Raw genomic sequence first — 15,019 nt, 5'->3', positions numbered from 1 at the left:
AGGACCGGCGGCAGGCACCGTCAGGGGGTGACGATGGCGAAGTCCGGGTCGGGGGAGTCGAGGTACGCGAAGAGTTCGGCGACCGCCGCGGGGTCGCCGTCGAGGGCCACCCCCTCGTCCCGCAGCAGGTCCTGCGGGGACACGGCGCCGAGCAGCAGCCCCCGCAGACGCGGTTCGTCGAGGACGAGGACCGCGTGCGGGCGGCCGGCCGCGGGATTGTCCCCACGGACGCCGGTCAGTACGCCGTTGCCGAGGCGCAGCGTCAGCGGGTCCGGGCCCGGCAGGACGAACCGTACGACGGCGTCCGCGTGCCAGGCCCGCGGCCCGTCGATGCGCACGGCGAGGGAGTCCACCAGCTGGTCCAGGTCGAGGGCGGCGATCACGTCGGGCGACGCGGCGGTGGCCGGTGTCCCGATCGGCTCGCCGCGCAGTTCCTGGGCGCCCGTGAGGTAGAAGTTGCGCCAGGTGCCGTTCTCCGCGCCGTAGCCGAGCTGCTCCAGGGCATCGGCCTGGAGCTCCCGGGCCTGCGCGTTCGAGGGGTCGGCGAAGACGACGTGGTCGACCACCTGGGCCACCCAGCGGTAGTCGCCCTGCTCGAACGAGGTCCGGGCGCGACGCAGGACCTCTTCCGCACCGCCCATGAACTCGACGTAGCGGCGCGCCGATTCCTCCGGCGGGTGCTGCCACAGCAGCGCGGGATTTCCCTCGAACCAGCCCATGTACCGCTGGTAGACGGCCTTGACGTTGTGGCTGACCGAGCCGTAGTAGCCGCGGGCGTGCCACGCGGTCTCCAGCGCCGGCGGCATGCGCAGCACTTCGGCGATCTCGGTCCCGGTGTATCCCTGGTTGAGCAGGCGCACGGTCTGGTCGTGCAGGTACGCGTAGAGGTCGCGCTGCTCCGCCAGGTACGCCATGGCCCGCTCGCCGCCCCAGGTGGGCCAGTGGTGGGAGGCGAAGACCACGTCGCACTTGTCGCCGAAGAGCGCGATGGACTCGGTGAGGTACGCGGCCCAGGCGCGCGGGTCGCGGACGAGCGCGCCGCGCAGGGTCAGCAGGTTGTGGAGGGTGTGGGTGGCGTTCTCGGCCATGCACAGTGCCCGGTGGTCGGGCAGCAGCAGGTTGAACTCCGCCGGGGCCTCGGTGCCGGGGGTGAGCTGGAAGACCATGCGCACGCCGTCGACGGTCTCCTCCTGGCCGGTGTGCGTGATGTCGACGGTCGGCGGGATCAGTGTCACGCGGCCGGTGGAGGTGGTCTGGCCCAGGCCCGCGCCGACCTGGCCGCGCGGGCCCTTGGGCAGGCCGGCGCCGTACATGTAGCCGGCCCGGCGGGCCATGGCCGTGCCGGCGTAGACGTTCTCGCCGACCGCGTGTTCGACGAAGCCCGCGGGCGCCAGGACGGGGACCCGGCCCGCGTCGACGTCGGCCCGTGAGGTGACCCCCTTGACGCCGCCGAAGTGGTCGGCGTGGCTGTGGGTGTACAGGACGCCCGTGACCGGGCGGTCGCCCCGGTGGGCGCGGTAGAGGGCGAGGGCGGCGGCCGCCGTCTCCTCGCTGATCAGGGGGTCGATCACGACGACGCCGCTGTCACCCTCGACGAGAGTCATGTTCGACAGGTCCAGCCCGCGGACCTGGTACACGCCTTCCACGACCTGGAACAGGCCCTGGAGGGCGACGAGGCAGCTCTGGCGCCACAGGCTGGGATGGACGGTGTCGGGGCGGTCCCCGTTCAGGAAGGCGTAGGCGTCGCCGTCCCATACGACGCTCCCGTCCTCGGACCTGATGACGCAGGGCTCCAGGGCGGCGATGAAGCCGCGGGTGGCGTCGTCGAAGTCGGCGCGGTTCGCGAAGGCGTCACCGGCGCGCGCTTCGCGGTGGGCGGCGGCGACCGCTTCGGAGGCGTCGTGTCCGCGGCCGTTCTCCATCGCGTGGACCTCCTGGGCGGTACGTGACGATCCCGGGTCCGGTCCGGACCGGACCCGGCCTGACCCGATCCGACCTGACCCGACGGGGCGCGGCCGACGGCGGGCACCGCTTCTCCCGCCCAGCCTCACCCGATCGCGCGCCGCTCGCCCGGCACACGCCGCCGTCCGGATGAAACGCGGGCGTGAAGTCCCTTGACCACAGGGCTCTACTTCTCGGTAACTTGATGGCGTCCAGGAGAGCCGTCGGAAGGAGCAGGGCACGTGGCGGACCACGACCTGAGCGGGTTCGAGAAGAGCGCGTTCACCCATGACGGTGTCACACGCCGGATCCTGTGCCGGGGCACCGGCCCCGCGGTGATCATCATGGCGGAGATCCCGGGCATCACGCCCAAGGTCCTCGAGTTCGCCGAGCGCGTCGCCGCGTCCGGCTGCACGGCCGTTCTCCCGGTGCTCTTCGGTGATCCGGGCAGGGATCCCGATCCCGCCGCCGTCGGCTGGCCGAGCGCCGGCCGCTACATGGCCTCGACGCTGTGGCAGGTGTGCGTGAGCCGAGAGTTCACATTGCTGGCGACAGGGCGCAGTTCGCGCGTCGTACGGTGGCTGCGCGCGCTCGCCGCCGCCGAACACGAACGCTGTGGAGGCCCCGGGGTGGGGGCCGTCGGCATGTGCCTGACCGGCGGATTCGCCCTGGCCATGGCCACGGACGAGCGTCTCGTGGCGCCGGTGCTCTCCCAGCCGTCGCTCCCGCTCGCCTGCACCGCCGGCCGCGCGGGCGCCATCGACATCAGCCCCGAGGACCTCGCGGTCGTCCGCGGACGCTGCGAGCGCGACGGGCTCCAGGTCCTGGGGCTGCGCTTCCGGGGCGACCGGCTGGTGCCCGGTGACCGGTTCGCGTACCTGCGGCGCGAGCTCGGAGAGGCGTTCGTAGCCGTCGAGCTGGACGACGCCGCGGCGAACCCGCAGAGCGCCCTCGCGCCCCACTCCGTCCTGACGGAGCACCTCATCGACGAGCCCGGACAGCCCACGCGGCAGGCGCTCGACACGGTCCTCGACCTCTTCCGTGCGCGGTTGCTGGGGGAGCGCCCGGCACCCGCCGTGTGACGGGCGCGCGAGGACGACGGCCCGGTCCTCAGCCCTGCTCGCGGGGGACCACCGCGTCGATCTCCACTTCGACGAGCCACTCGGGGTCGATGAAGCGCGACACCTCCACGAAGGTGGTGACGGGCCGGACCGAGGCGAACCGCTCGCCGTGCGCCCGCGCGGCCTCCTCCCACCGCGTCACGTCGGTGAGCATGATGCGGGTCCGCAGGACGTCCGCCAGGGAAGCCCCGGTCTCCCGCAGGGCCCGTTCGGCGATGTCCAGGCACCGCACGGTCTGGGCGTGGACGTCGCCGGGGCCGACCGTGCAGCCGTCGTCCCCGATGGGGGCCGTCCCGGCGACGGCCACGTACTGACCCGACCGCACCGCGCGGGAGAAGCCGATCCGCGGCTCCAGCGGCGATCCCGAGCTGACGGTCCGGCGTATGTCTGTCATCCCTTCATGCTGCCAGAGGCCCGCTGACGTCGCGTCACGCGCTCGGGCGCGTTGCGTGGACCCACGCCCTGCCGGGTGGCAATCTGGGTGAAACCATCACAATCCTCACGCCCGTGAACTCCCGTGCGTACGCCGTGCGACGCCTTCTGCTTCCCAGGACGCTCAAGTGGTTTGTATATGTCGGTCGCCGACGTATGGTGGATTCGAAGATCCTTCCGGCGGCAGCCACTCCTGCCCGCCGTCGGGAGTTCACGTTGCGATGGAGACGGAGCACTCATGGCCACCAGGAAGAACCTCACCGCGAACCGGGAATCGCTCGTCCACAAGGTCCGCCACGCCGCGAGCCGCCCGCACCGCATCGCCCCGTACCTCAAGCGGGCCGCCCGCGACCGGTGGCTGGCCTTCAAGCACCCCGACCACGTCAGCTACTACCGGGCCGTCATGGCCTCGGACACCCGCCGCAACCCGGAGGCCGCGGTCGGCAGCCAGACCCACGAACGCTGGCTCGCGCTCGGGCAGATGCAGTTCGACTACCTGCTGGGGCACGGCCTGAAGCCGGGCGCGCGCATGCTGGACATCGGCTGCGGCAACCTGCGTGCCGGCTGGCGCTTCATCGACTACCTCGACGCGGGCCACTACTATGGCATCGACATCTCGCCCGACATCCTCATCGCGGCGAAGCGGACCCTGACCGACCGCAAACTGCAGGCCAAGGTCCCGCATCTGACCATCACCAAGAACCTGACCCTGGACTTCCTGCCCGACGGATACTTCGACGTCGTCCACGCCCACAGCGTCTTCTCGCACTCGCCGATCGACGTCATCGACGAGTGCTTCGCCCACGTGGGCCGGGTCCTGGCCCCCGGCGGATACTTCGACTTCACCTTCGACCGCACCACCGGTACCGAACACCAGGTGCTGCGCGAGGACTTCTACTACCGCACCCAGACCCTCATCGACCTCGCCGCCGGGCACGGGCTGGCGGCACGCTTCATGGACGACTGGGAGCGGCTCGGTCACGGCCAGTCGAAGATCCGCGTGAGCGTCGCGGGTGCCGATGCCGATGCCGGTGCAGGCGTCGACGCCGAGGTCTGAGCGTCGGTCTCAGGCGTGGCCGGTCGAGTCCGGGTGAGTACGTCGCCACCGGCGCACGGCCAGGGCCGTGAACGCGAGCAGGACCAGGCACGGGAGCGCGGTCTCCTCGCCCACCACCCCGGCGAAGTACCCGAGGACGAGGAACGGGGCCGCGGCCAGCGCGAACCGGCCGTAGGTGCGGACGCCGAACAGGGCCGGGCGGCCCGCCAGAACCAGCGCGGCCGTCACGGTCACGGCGAAGCGCCACAGCGGGATCATGCCGAAACCGCCCGCGTCGAGCAGCGCGAGGAGCACCACGGACAGCGGGGCCCAGATCATCAGTGCCACGAACCCCGTGGTGGTCCGGATCCGGCAGGGCGGGTGCAGGTCCGGGGGACAGAGCAGGGGAAGGGCGGCGATCGCCAGGGGCGGGGCAAGGTAGGCCACGTGCGCCAGCGGCATGTCCAGGGCCCCCGGCAGCACCGCGATGACGAAGCAGACCATCGTTCCCGTGGCCGCGGCGAAGGCGGTCCGCGCGCCGACGGCGAAGCGCCCGCTCAGGCCCACCACCGCCCCGATGAGGGTCAGCACGTAGAAGCCGTTCATGGCGTACCCGAGCGGGCTCTCGAAGTCGGGGCGGCCGGTGACGTACGCGAGGTTGAGGGTGGAGGCGAGAAGGAAGGCGGCATGCGCGCCCGTCGCGGCCAGCGCGAAGGGCGCGGCCGCCGCGAAGAGGCGCCCGCCCCGGTGCGCGGAACCGATCCCCAGGCGAAGGCGCAGCGCGTGCGCCACGATGTCCCCGGCCTCCCGAAGCCGGGTCCACGCTCCGGCCCCCTCGGTCGCCTCCCGGTAGGCCTCCGCCATCTCGTCGCCGAAGGTGCGGCGGAACTCGGCGGGGTACAGGCGCAGCAGACGGGGGGTCATGCCGTGGCCGTCCCACCGGAGATGCCCAGCCGACGCGCGGCCTCCTGGGCGGTGGCGGCGATCCGCCGCGCCTCGGCGGCCAGGCTCCGGCGGCCTTCGGCGGTGAGGCTGTAGGTGCGGCGCAGCCGGCTGTCGACGATCAGCTCCTCGTGGACCTCGATCAGCCCCTGGCCCAGGAGCCGCTCCAGGGCCCCGTACAGGGTGCCGGTCCGCATCTTGACGCGGCCGCCCGAGATCAGCTCCACCTCGCGCGCGATCGCGTACCCGTGGCGGGGCTCGTCCGCGAGCGCGGTCAGGAGGAGGAGGGTCGGTTCCTGCATCGCACGATCACTCATGGCTGCATGGTAGGTCACCCACCGGCATATGACGCCTCATGTCGGAGCCCGTGCGTCCGTCAGCCGCGGAGGGCCTCCGGGCGGACCGGGGAGGCCTCGGCCAGGGCCCGGCCGCCCCGGGCGCCGCGCGGGTGTGCGGGCCGCATACAGTGCCCGCGTGAGGAGACGCAGATGATCTGGCGCAGGGGATCGCGCGGGCCGCAGCCCGTGCCCGTCGGGTGCGGCGACGGCCGCCACACGATGCGGACCGCACGACTGGTCCTGTACACCCCCCGCGACCTTCTGGACGTGGAGATCGGCGCCGCGGCAGGCGCCGACGCCGACGCACAGCGCTGGTTCGGATGGATCCCCACCTCGCTCGTCAACCCCGAGACCGCCGTACATCTCCTCGCCATCCACGACGGCAACCGCGCCGAGCGGCTGCGTGCATTCCACAGAGCGCTTCGCCGGGAACTGACACAGCCGGTGGTGCTCCCCGTCCCGGCCGGCGAGCAGAGACTGCTCGCCGTCGTCCCGGCCACGGGTCTCGTGGCCGGGACGAGCTCGCTCAGTCCGGACCGCGACGGAGCCATCGGCTTCTGGCTCGCCCCGGCATTCCGCGGTCAGGGCCTGGGCGCCGAACTCGTGGCGGCGACCGCCCGGTTCGGCCACGAGCACCTCGGCCTGGAGTCCGTGCGGGCCGGCACCGAGACCCTGAACCACCGCTGCCGGGGGGCCCTGAGCGCGGCGGGCTTCGTCCCGTGCGACGGCCCGCCCCTGCACACGCTCCCCGACGGCAGGGTCGTCGAGTCGGCCTGGTACCGGCACGATGCGGCCGTCACCTCCCGCTGCGCAGCCCTCCCGGAGGGCGCGGTCACCACCGGGGAGTGAGCGCAGCGCCCCGGCCGGTGGGCAGCGCCCGGCCCGTCAGGAAATCGCGTACCACTGGCTGGCCCAGCCGGTGTTGATGGTGCTCGTGGACTGCTCGGCGAGGTTCAGGGCGGGCGGCAGCGAGGTCTGGCCGGTCAGCAGGTTGCTGTAGCGGAGGTTCGGCGGCGTCAGGCCCGCGTTGACCGAGATGCCGGCGCCCGTGGACTTCAGGGTGAGTCCGTTGGTGGCCCAAGTGCCGTTGAGCAGAAGGGCGATGAAGTACGTCCCGGGAGCGGCGGTGAAGGGCTTGGCGAGGGCGAACGGCTTGGCGATCGCGTCGGTCATCAGCTGGGGCGAGACGTCCGGGGTGCTCGCCACGAGGGCGCCCTTGGCGTCGTACACGCCGAGGTAGCAGTTGGCGAGCTGGGCGTTCGGGTCGATGCCGGCGAGCCCCAGCCAGATGTTCGACCAGGTGATCTGCTCGCGCAGGACGATCCGTACCAGGGTCACCCGGCCGCCGACCCCGGCGGCCGACTGGGCGGTGACATGGCCCGCGTCGTTGGGGTCCCCGGTCCACGCCAGCAGGTTCTGGTCCTGCGGCCGGGGCCCGTCGAAGCCGGACCCGCCGCCGCCCTGCGGGGGCGCGGAAGCCACGGAGCTCACCGCCGCGGGCCGGCCCTCTCCCGGCGCGGTGCAGCCGGCGAGGACGAGCAGCGCCGCGAGCGCGGTCACGAGACCGGTCGTGGCGGTGGTGGTACGGGTGCGCATGGTCCCCCCATGAGGTGCGGATCTGTCGACGGACATGATCACACGCCCCCGGTGTGCGACCGGCAGCCCTCCCCGCCCTCCCGCGACTCCCGCGGACGGAGGAGTTCCGTCCGTGCGGTCGGGCCCGTGGTTCGCCGCTCATCCGGTGCAGTCGTGCCGCAGACGTCCCGCTTCCGCCTGCACAACCGGCACGAGCCGCACCAGGAGGGCGAGTTGCACCGGTTGTGACAGGGGCCGGACTCTGCGCATCCGCGCTCGCACCCGGTTCGCCCGGGGTCGTATCGACCGAATGGGCAGGGATGCCCCGAGTCGTCCCTGTGCCTTTCCTGCGGGCTTCCTTAAGAGAACTTGAAGAACCCCTCCGGAGCGCTGTTTCGGCTGATCACCGCCCTAGGCTCACTCGCACCACCCCCCCTTCCCTCTGTGAGGTGCTACAGGCATGAGCAGCCGAACTCCCGGAACACCGTCCCGAGTCGAGGCCCGACGGAAGAAGGCGATGCGCACGCGCATCGTGCTGTCCCTCACCGCGGCCGCCGCCGCGGTGGCGGTCGGCGTCGCCGTGGCCGATTCCGACGGCGGTACGAAGGTGGACCAGCGGGCCGACGGCGCCACCGGGTCGAAGTCCGGGACGCCGACCGCCGGGGACACGGCCGGGACGGCGAGCCCCACTGCTGCGCTGCCCGAGATCACCGCCGACGCCGCGGCCGCGACGGGCTCTGCGCCGCCCGTGACTCCCGCCGCCGAGGGTACGGAGTCGAGCGCTCCGCCGAAGCCCGAGGACGGGGAGGGCGGCCCGGCCAAGTCGAGCCCGGCCGCCAAGCCCGCGCGTACGTCCGCGTCGACCACCGGCGGCGGCTCCGGAGGCTCCGGCGGGTCCGGGAACTCCGGCGGCTCGACCGGAGGGTCGTCCGGCGGCGGTTCCGGCAGCTCCTCGGGCGACTCCGAATCCGCGGTCCTCGCGCTGGTCAACAAGGAGCGGGCCGCGGCCGGCTGCGGTCCCGTGACCGCGAACGCCAAGCTGAACGCCGCGGCGCGCGGGTACAGCGACACGATGGCCCGCAGCGGGGTCATGTCCCACACCGGACCCGACGGGTCCACCATGACCTCCCGCGTGGAGGCCGCCGGGTACGCGTGGTCCCGCCTGGGCGAGAACATAGCCCGCGGCCAGTCGGACGCCGACGCGGTCATGAAGGCGTGGATGAACAGCTCCGGCCACCGGGCCAACATCCTCAACTGCGCCTTCAAGGAGATCGGCATAGGCGTCCACAAGGGCGACGGCGGCCCGTGGTGGACGCAGAACTTCGGGGCGCCGAAGTAGGCAGACCCCTCCCGAGCCCCCCACAGGGAACCGGCGGCCGCCCGGTCGCCCGGCCACGGACCGCCGCAGAGGCGCCGGGCTGCGCGGCCGCGGCCCGGCCCCGGGCCGCCGATGTCCTCCTGACCCGCACACGGGTCAGGAGGACATCGGCATGTCCGCCCGCGGTTCCGCCCTGCCGGGGCGCCGTCGGGCGCCGTCGGGCGCCGTACGGGGGAGCCGGTGACGGGAGGCCCGGCCCGTCAGCCACTATGGGGCCGTGCCTCGATTTCCGCGCTACCTGTTCATATGGCTGTCGTGCACGGCCACCAGCGTGACCGCCGTGCTCGCCACGGTCCAGTTCGTCGTGGGCTCCACCAGCCATACGCCGCCGGTGGCCCGGTCCGCGCCCATGGTCTTCGACTCGCCGCCGGCCTGGCTGGCGGCGCAGGACCCGTCGCCGAGCCCGCCCTCCCCGACCGCCTCCGCCTCCCCGAGCGGCTCGCCCTCCGCGACCGAGCGGCCGACGCCCTCCGCTTCGGCCTCCCCGTCCCCGAAGGCCTCGGGCGCCCCCAGGACCAGCGCGCCCAAGCCCGGCGTCGACTGCGAGAACGGCGGACCGGGCCTGCACACCGTCCCCTCGCAGGGCGGCAAGGCCACGGTGCGCTACGGGAGCCGCGGCGTGTGCCTGATCTCCGCGGTGCCCAGCCGGGGATTCAAGGCCACCACGTCCCAGGCCGACGACGACACCCTGACGGTCACGTTCACCAGCGGGGACCACCGGTCGGTCATCACCGCGACGATCGACCCGACGGCCAAGGCCACCGTCCGCGAGACGTCATTCTGACGGCAGCACCGAACCGTTCCATCCGGTTCATGCCCTTGCGCACTCTCCCTGCCCACCCGCCCGTTACACGGGATTTGCTGCCTTGTGTGTGCTCATCGGCCCGCCCCCGGCGAAGCGGAAGGTGAGCTGTTCCTTAGGGGAACCTCAAGATCGCGCCCAGACCGTTCCAGCGGCCCCGCGCGGTCCTATGCTCACGTCAGCCGAGCGGCCTTCGGCGCCCGGGCGTTCTGCCCCGGCGAACCGCAGGACCGCCGGCTTCACCGAGTCGGGGGGCCTCTCGCCCTTCCCGTAGTCCTCACCGCGCCTTGGGGTGTCTTCGCCATGACTTCTCGCATGTTCCGACCCGTCCGTGCCGCCGACCGCGCCCAGCGGCCCGGCTCCGCAGCGCCCCTGGGAATGCGACTGCCGCTCGCCGCCGCGGCCGTGGTCGCGGTGGGTCTGTGCGCCGCCTGCGGGCCGTCCTCCCAGACCGTCGGCTCCGCCTCGCCTGCCACGGCCGGGCAGTCCGCGGGGGCCCTCACCTCCTCCTCGCCGTCGGCCTCCGCATCCGCCGAGGCGTCCCCGAGCGCGTCGGCCTCGCCGTCGGCGTCCGCCGGCGCGACGTCCAGCTCCTCGCCCACCCCCTCCCGGACCCGCAGCGGTTCGGCCGCCCCCAAGCCGGCCCGTACGTCCGCCGCCCCGGCGCCCGCGCCCGCCAAGGTTCCCGGGCCCGGCTACGACAGTTCGGCCGACGCCCAGAAGCTGATCGACGCGGCCCTGAGCGCGGCCAAGGCCGACGGCAGGATGGTGCTCCTCGACTTCGGGGCCAACTGGTGCGGCAACTGCAAGGCCGCCGACAAGGTGTTCGCCCAGCCGCAGACCGCGGCGATCCTCGGAGCCTCGTACCACCTGGTCAAGATCGACATCGGTGGCAACAGCTCCGCCAACTCCGCGCTCCTGCGCAAGTACAGCCCGTCCGGCGGAAGCTACAAGATGCCCGTGCTGATCGTCGTCTCGCCGTCCGGCAAGGTGCGCACCGACACGCACGCCACGGGCAACCCCTCCCTGACCGCGGACGGGATCAACGCCTTCCTGCGCCAGTGGGCCTCGTGAGACGGACGGGCCCGCTCCGGGCCGAGCTGCGTACCGCGGCCCTGGCCGGAGCCGCCCTCGTGGTGGCGGCAGCCGGCTGTGTCTTTGCCGCAGTGGGCCCGGTCGCCGCCGACGCCGGCCGCGCCGGGACGGCCGAACGGCCGGCGGGCGCGGTCCGGGCCGCGGCCGGTGCCACCGTCATCGACCCCGCCGACCGGAAGGCCGCGCCCGAGCTCGCGGGCGACGACCTGGACGGGAAGCCGGTGGCCCTCGCCGGGTTCCGGGGGCACGTCGTCGTGCTCAACGTCTGGGGATCCTGGTGCGGGCCCTGCCGGGCGGAGGCGGACGACCTGGAGCGGCTCAGCCGGCAGACCCGGGACGAAGGCGTCCGGTTCCTCGGGATCAACACCCGGGACCCTGACCGCTCCGCCGCGCGGTCCTTCGTACGGGCGCACGGGCTCGGCTTCCCCAGCCTCCACGACCGCACCGGGGAGCTGCTGCTCCGCTTCCCTCCCGCGCTTCTCAACCCGCAGGCCATCCCCTCGACCCTCGTGATCGACCGCCGCGGACGCATCGCCGTCAGCATCGGCGGCGCGGTCACCGAGGACGAACTGGGGCCCCTGCTGGCACGCGTGACGGAGGAAGCGCCATGACGGCCGACATCGTCACGGGCCTGAGCACGGGCATGGGCGGCGGGATGGGCATGGGCGGCGGCATGGGTACGGGCCTGGGCGCGGCGGGTCTGACGCTCGCCGCCGCGGACAACCCGTCCCTCCTCCACGGGGCCCTGCTCATCGCCGCTCCGGTGGCGTTCCTCGCGGGCCTCGTCTCCTTCCTCTCGCCGTGCGTACTCCCGCTGGTGCCCGGCTACCTCAGCTACGTGACCAGCCTGTCGGTCTCCGACCTGGCCGAGGCCCGCGGCGGGCGCCGCAGCCGGATGGCGGCCGGCGCGCTGCTGTTCGTCCTCGGCTTCACGGCCGTCCTCGTCTCCGGGGGCGCCCTGTTCGGGTACTTCGGCCGGACCCTGCTGGCCCACCAGGAGGTGATCACCCAGGTGCTCGGTGTCTTCACCGTGCTGATGGGGCTGTCCTTCATGGGGTTCCTGCCGGGATTCGCGCAACGGGAGTTCCGCAGCCACCGGCGCCCCGCCCTCGGCCTGGCCGGAGCCCCCGTACTGGGGGCGGTGTTCGCGGTCGGCTGGACCCCGTGCATCGGCCCGACGCTGGCCGCCGTACAGGCGCTGGCGTGGAGCGAGGCCAGCGCGCTGCGCGGGGCCATGCTGATGGCGGCGTACTGCCTCGGCCTGGGACTGCCGTTCGTCCTTGCCGCGCTCGCCTTCCGGCGCGCCCTGGGCGCCTTCGGCCTGGTCAAACGCCACTACCCGTGGGTCCTGCGGATCGGCGGCGGCATGCTCGTGCTCGTCGGCGTACTGCTGGCCAGCGGCGTGTGGAACGACCTGGTGTACCGGCTGCAGTTGTGGAGCGCGGACTTCACCCCGGCCGTGTGAGCGGGTCCGGGGCCGGATCCGCCGGGTCCCGCCCGGACCCGCTCGGATCCGCCCCGAAGCCCGAGAAGCACGACCCTTCGATTTCCTGACACAAGAGGCACAGAGGCACAGATGAACGTTTCCATGCGCATCGGACTTTCCCGCAGGACCCGGACGGCGGTCGCCCTCCTCACCCTGGCCGCGCTCACGGCATGCGGCGAGCAGTCCGCCGGGAGCGCCGCCGCCGCGCCGCCGCCCACGACGAGCTTCACCGAGAACGGAGTCACCGTCACTCTCTCGGTGTCCGACTGGCACGCCTCGAAGGGCACGCTGACAGCCGTCTTCACCCCCGAGGAGAAGGGGTTCCACCTCTACAGCACCGACCTTCCGCTCACCGGCATAGAAGGCGTGGGACGGCCGACCGCGATGGACGTCAGCGGCGTCCTCACGGCGGACGGGAAGCTGACGGCCGCCGCCGACGTACGGACCATCACCGTGCCCGGTGTCGACGCCCCGGTGCCCGTCTACCCGGACGGCCCCGTCACCACCACCCTGCCCGTCCGCGCCGACGGCAACGGAGAAGCGACGGTGATCCTCGGGTACGCCAGCTGCAGCACCGAGCAGGGCTGCACCATTCCGGTAGCCGACCGCCCCGTACGCCTGCGCCTCACCGACGACGGCCCGTCCTTCGCCGCCGCCCCCTAGACAGGCGCGTCCGGACCGACCCCTAAGGTGTGCCCATGCCCAGCGTTCTCGTCGTGGAAGACGACCCCAGCATCCGTCAGTCACTCATCGAGGTCCTGGCGGAGCACGGGTATGCCGTACGCAGCGTGGGCGACGGGTTCGGCGCCCTGCGGGAGGTCACCCAGACGCCCGTCGACGCGGTGGTCCTCGACCTGGGGCTGCCCGATCTGGACGGGGGAGACGCACTGCGCATGATCCGGGGCATATCCTCCGTTCCGGTCCTGGTGGCCACCGCCCGTGACGACGAGGCCGAAATCATCAAGCTCCTCAACGCGGGCGCCGACGACTACCTGGTCAAGCCCTTCTCCGGGGGACAGCTCATCGCCCGCCTGTCCGCCGTCCTGCGGCGCACCAGCCACGTTGCGCCGGGCGGCGCCGCGCACACCGTCCAGGGCGCGCGGCCCGCACCGGCCGCCGAACCGCTGCGCGCCACCACCGTGGGCGAGCTGGCGGTCGACCCGGGCGCGCGCACCGCGTACCTGGCCGGCCGGGAGCTCCACCTCACCCGGCGGGAGTTCGACCTGCTGGCCTTCCTGGCCCACCACACCGGCCAGGTCGTCTCCAAGCGCCGGCTGCTCACCGAGGTCTGGCGCGAGCCGTACGTGGACGACCAGACCGTCGACGTGCACCTGTCCTCGCTGCGCCGCAAGCTCGGCGAACGCGCCGCCGCCCCGCGCTACCTGCTGACGGTCCGCGGAGTCGGCATCAAGCTGGTGGCCCCGCGGTGAGACGCTCACTGGCCGGAGTGGCGCTCGCGGTGACGTCCATGGTCGCCCTCTCCTTCCTCATACCCCTGGGCGCACTGGTGATGTCGCTGGTCAAGGAGCAGAGCGTCACCGCGGCCGAACAGCGCGCCGCAGCCCTCGCGCCCGTCCTCACCCTCACCACGGACCCGTCGGCGCTACGGGAGTCCGCCGCCGGCCTGGACGCGACCGAGCACCTGGTCGTCCACCTGCCGGACGCCCAGCCCCTCGGCGACTCCCAGGCCCCCGCGAAACTGCTCGAACGGGCCCAGCAGGGACGCGAGTCCATATCCCAGGCGATTCCCGGCGGATGGATCTGCCTGCAGCCGGTGGTGCTCCGCGGCGACCGGGTCGCCGTCATCGAGAACTTCGTCCCCGACGAGGACCTGACCCGTGGGGTCAAGTCCTCCTGGGCGATGATGCTCCTGCTCGCGGTCGGCCTCGTCGGCGGCTCCGTCCTGGTCGCCGACCGGCTCGGCGCGAAGGTCGTCCGGTCCTCCAAGAAGCTCGCCCAGGCCTCGCACACCCTCGGGCAGGGCAATCTGGACACCCGGGTGGAGCCCATGGGCCCCAAGGAACTGCGCGACGCCGGCGACGCCTTCAACGCCATGGCCCACCGGATGACGGAACTGCTCGCCATCGAGCGCGAACTGGTCGCCGACCTCTCCCACCGGCTGCGCACGCCGCTGACCGCCCTGCACCTGGCATCGGAGCGGATGGCCGGTACGCCGGAATCGGCCAGGGTCGAGGCGGCGGTGCACGCGCTGGAGACGGAGCTTCAGGCCATCATCACCGCGGCCCGGACACCGCTCGCCGTGGGCCCCATGGGCCACGGCATGCGCAGTGCGGAAACGAGTACGGTCCAGCAGGCGGCCGTGACCGGGCAGACCGCCGGTCCCCGCTGCGAGACCGCCGACGTCGTCCGGCGGCGGACCGCCTTCTGGGCGATCCTGGCGGAGCAGCAGAGCAGGTCCTGCACGCTCGACATCACGCAGGAGCCGACGGCCGTCAGCCTCAGCGACGACGACATCGCCGCGGTGGTGGACGCGCTCATCGGCAACGTCTTCAGCCACACCCCGCCCGGCACCGCGTTCGGCGTCAGCGTCGTGCGCACCGCCCAGGCCGTGGAGCTGGTCGTGGAGGACTCCGGCCCGGGCATTCCGGAACCGGACCGGGCCCTCTCCCGCGGGAGCAGCACCGGCTCCTCGGGGCTCGGCCTCGACATCGCCCGCAGGGCCGCGGCCGTCACCGGCGGAACGATGCGCATCGCCCACGGCCCGCGGGGAGGCGCGCACATCACCGTGGCCTTCGCCCTGGCACCGTCCCTGCGGCCGGACCGCGGCCCGCGCGGCTCCCGCCGGAGGACCGGATGGTGGCCGCGCAAACGGTGAACGCAACCGTGCGGGCCACCACCGTCGGCCGATCAAC

At 73.0% G+C, this 15,019-nt stretch carries 16 protein-coding genes; 11 read left to right on the top strand and 5 right to left on the bottom strand.

Going from position 1 to position 15,019, the window contains the following annotated elements; all coding sequences use genetic code 11:
• Positions 1-20: 20 nt before the first annotated feature.
• Positions 21-1,922, bottom strand: a complete 1,902-nt coding sequence (locus tag OG753_RS03280; RefSeq protein WP_327260566.1) for an alkyl sulfatase dimerization domain-containing protein — start codon at positions 1,920-1,922, stop codon at positions 21-23.
• 261 nt (positions 1,923-2,183) lie between these two features.
• On the opposite strand from OG753_RS03280, the gene OG753_RS03275 reads away from it, so the two are divergent.
• Complete coding sequence (locus tag OG753_RS03275; protein ID WP_327260565.1) at positions 2,184-3,023, top strand: dienelactone hydrolase family protein; 840 nt, start codon at positions 2,184-2,186, stop codon at positions 3,021-3,023.
• Between the two features lie 28 nt (positions 3,024-3,051).
• On the opposite strand, the gene OG753_RS03270 is transcribed toward OG753_RS03275, so the two are convergent.
• Positions 3,052-3,456 carry a RidA family protein gene (locus OG753_RS03270; RefSeq protein ID WP_327260564.1) on the bottom strand — a complete coding sequence of 135 codons (405 nt, stop codon included), beginning with the start codon at positions 3,454-3,456 and terminating at the stop codon, positions 3,052-3,054.
• A gap of 276 nt (positions 3,457-3,732) precedes the next feature.
• Between OG753_RS03270 and OG753_RS03265 the strand changes: the two genes are divergently transcribed.
• On the top strand, positions 3,733-4,551 hold the full coding sequence (locus tag OG753_RS03265; RefSeq protein ID WP_327260563.1) for a class I SAM-dependent methyltransferase: 819 nt from the start codon (positions 3,733-3,735) through the stop codon (positions 4,549-4,551).
• Between the two features lie 9 nt (positions 4,552-4,560).
• On the opposite strand, the gene OG753_RS03260 is transcribed toward OG753_RS03265, so the two are convergent.
• Complete coding sequence (locus OG753_RS03260; protein WP_327260562.1) at positions 4,561-5,454, bottom strand: hypothetical protein; 894 nt, start codon at positions 5,452-5,454, stop codon at positions 4,561-4,563.
• Positions 5,451-5,789, bottom strand: coding sequence for a PadR family transcriptional regulator (locus tag OG753_RS03255; protein WP_327260561.1), 339 nt, complete (start codon positions 5,787-5,789; stop codon positions 5,451-5,453). Before OG753_RS03255 ends, OG753_RS03260 begins: the two co-directional genes overlap by 4 nt.
• Positions 5,790-5,960: 171 nt before the next feature.
• On the opposite strand from OG753_RS03255, the gene OG753_RS03250 reads away from it, so the two are divergent.
• Entirely contained in the window at positions 5,961-6,659 is a 699-nt protein-coding gene (locus tag OG753_RS03250) for a GNAT family N-acetyltransferase (RefSeq protein ID WP_405787032.1), read from the top strand.
• Between the two features lie 36 nt (positions 6,660-6,695).
• Here OG753_RS03250 and OG753_RS03245 read toward each other — a convergent pair whose 3' ends face one another.
• Positions 6,696-7,406: a hypothetical protein gene (locus OG753_RS03245; protein ID WP_327260559.1), complete on the bottom strand. Its 711-nt coding sequence runs from the start codon at positions 7,404-7,406 to the stop codon at positions 6,696-6,698.
• 496 nt (positions 7,407-7,902) lie between these two features.
• Between OG753_RS03245 and OG753_RS03240 the strand changes: the two genes are divergently transcribed.
• The 8 genes from OG753_RS03240 (at position 7,903) to OG753_RS03205 (ending at position 14,982) form a co-directional block, all read left to right on the top strand.
• Positions 7,903-8,724 carry a CAP domain-containing protein gene (locus OG753_RS03240; protein WP_405787031.1) on the top strand — a complete coding sequence of 274 codons (822 nt, stop codon included), beginning with the start codon at positions 7,903-7,905 and terminating at the stop codon, positions 8,722-8,724.
• Between the two features lie 256 nt (positions 8,725-8,980).
• A complete protein-coding gene (locus tag OG753_RS03235) occupies positions 8,981-9,547 on the top strand; it encodes a hypothetical protein (RefSeq protein WP_327260557.1) in 567 nt (188 codons plus the stop codon).
• A 333-nt stretch (positions 9,548-9,880) separates the two neighbouring features.
• Positions 9,881-10,639, top strand: coding sequence for a thioredoxin family protein (locus OG753_RS03230; protein WP_401704424.1), 759 nt, complete (start codon positions 9,881-9,883; stop codon positions 10,637-10,639).
• Positions 10,636-11,271: a TlpA disulfide reductase family protein gene (locus OG753_RS03225; protein ID WP_405787030.1), complete on the top strand. Its 636-nt coding sequence runs from the start codon at positions 10,636-10,638 to the stop codon at positions 11,269-11,271. Before OG753_RS03230 ends, OG753_RS03225 begins: the two co-directional genes overlap by 4 nt.
• 62 nt (positions 11,272-11,333) lie before the next feature.
• Positions 11,334-12,125 carry a cytochrome c biogenesis CcdA family protein gene (locus OG753_RS03220; protein ID WP_405792520.1) on the top strand — a complete coding sequence of 264 codons (792 nt, stop codon included), beginning with the start codon at positions 11,334-11,336 and terminating at the stop codon, positions 12,123-12,125.
• Positions 12,126-12,248: 123 nt separating this feature from the next.
• Positions 12,249-12,809 carry a hypothetical protein gene (locus OG753_RS03215; protein ID WP_405787029.1) on the top strand — a complete coding sequence of 187 codons (561 nt, stop codon included), beginning with the start codon at positions 12,249-12,251 and terminating at the stop codon, positions 12,807-12,809.
• Between the two features lie 35 nt (positions 12,810-12,844).
• A complete protein-coding gene (locus OG753_RS03210) occupies positions 12,845-13,576 on the top strand; it encodes a response regulator transcription factor (protein WP_327260553.1) in 732 nt (243 codons plus the stop codon).
• On the top strand, positions 13,573-14,982 hold the full coding sequence (locus OG753_RS03205; RefSeq protein WP_327260552.1) for a HAMP domain-containing sensor histidine kinase: 1,410 nt from the start codon (positions 13,573-13,575) through the stop codon (positions 14,980-14,982). The genes OG753_RS03210 and OG753_RS03205 overlap by 4 nt, the downstream gene beginning before the upstream one ends.
• Positions 14,983-15,019 lie beyond the last annotated feature (37 nt).

It is taken from the genome of Streptomyces sp. NBC_00029, from assembly GCF_045160505.1.
Taxonomy (GTDB): Bacteria; Actinomycetota; Actinomycetes; order Streptomycetales; family Streptomycetaceae; genus Streptomyces.
This window is presented reverse-complemented; position numbering and strand designations above follow the sequence as displayed.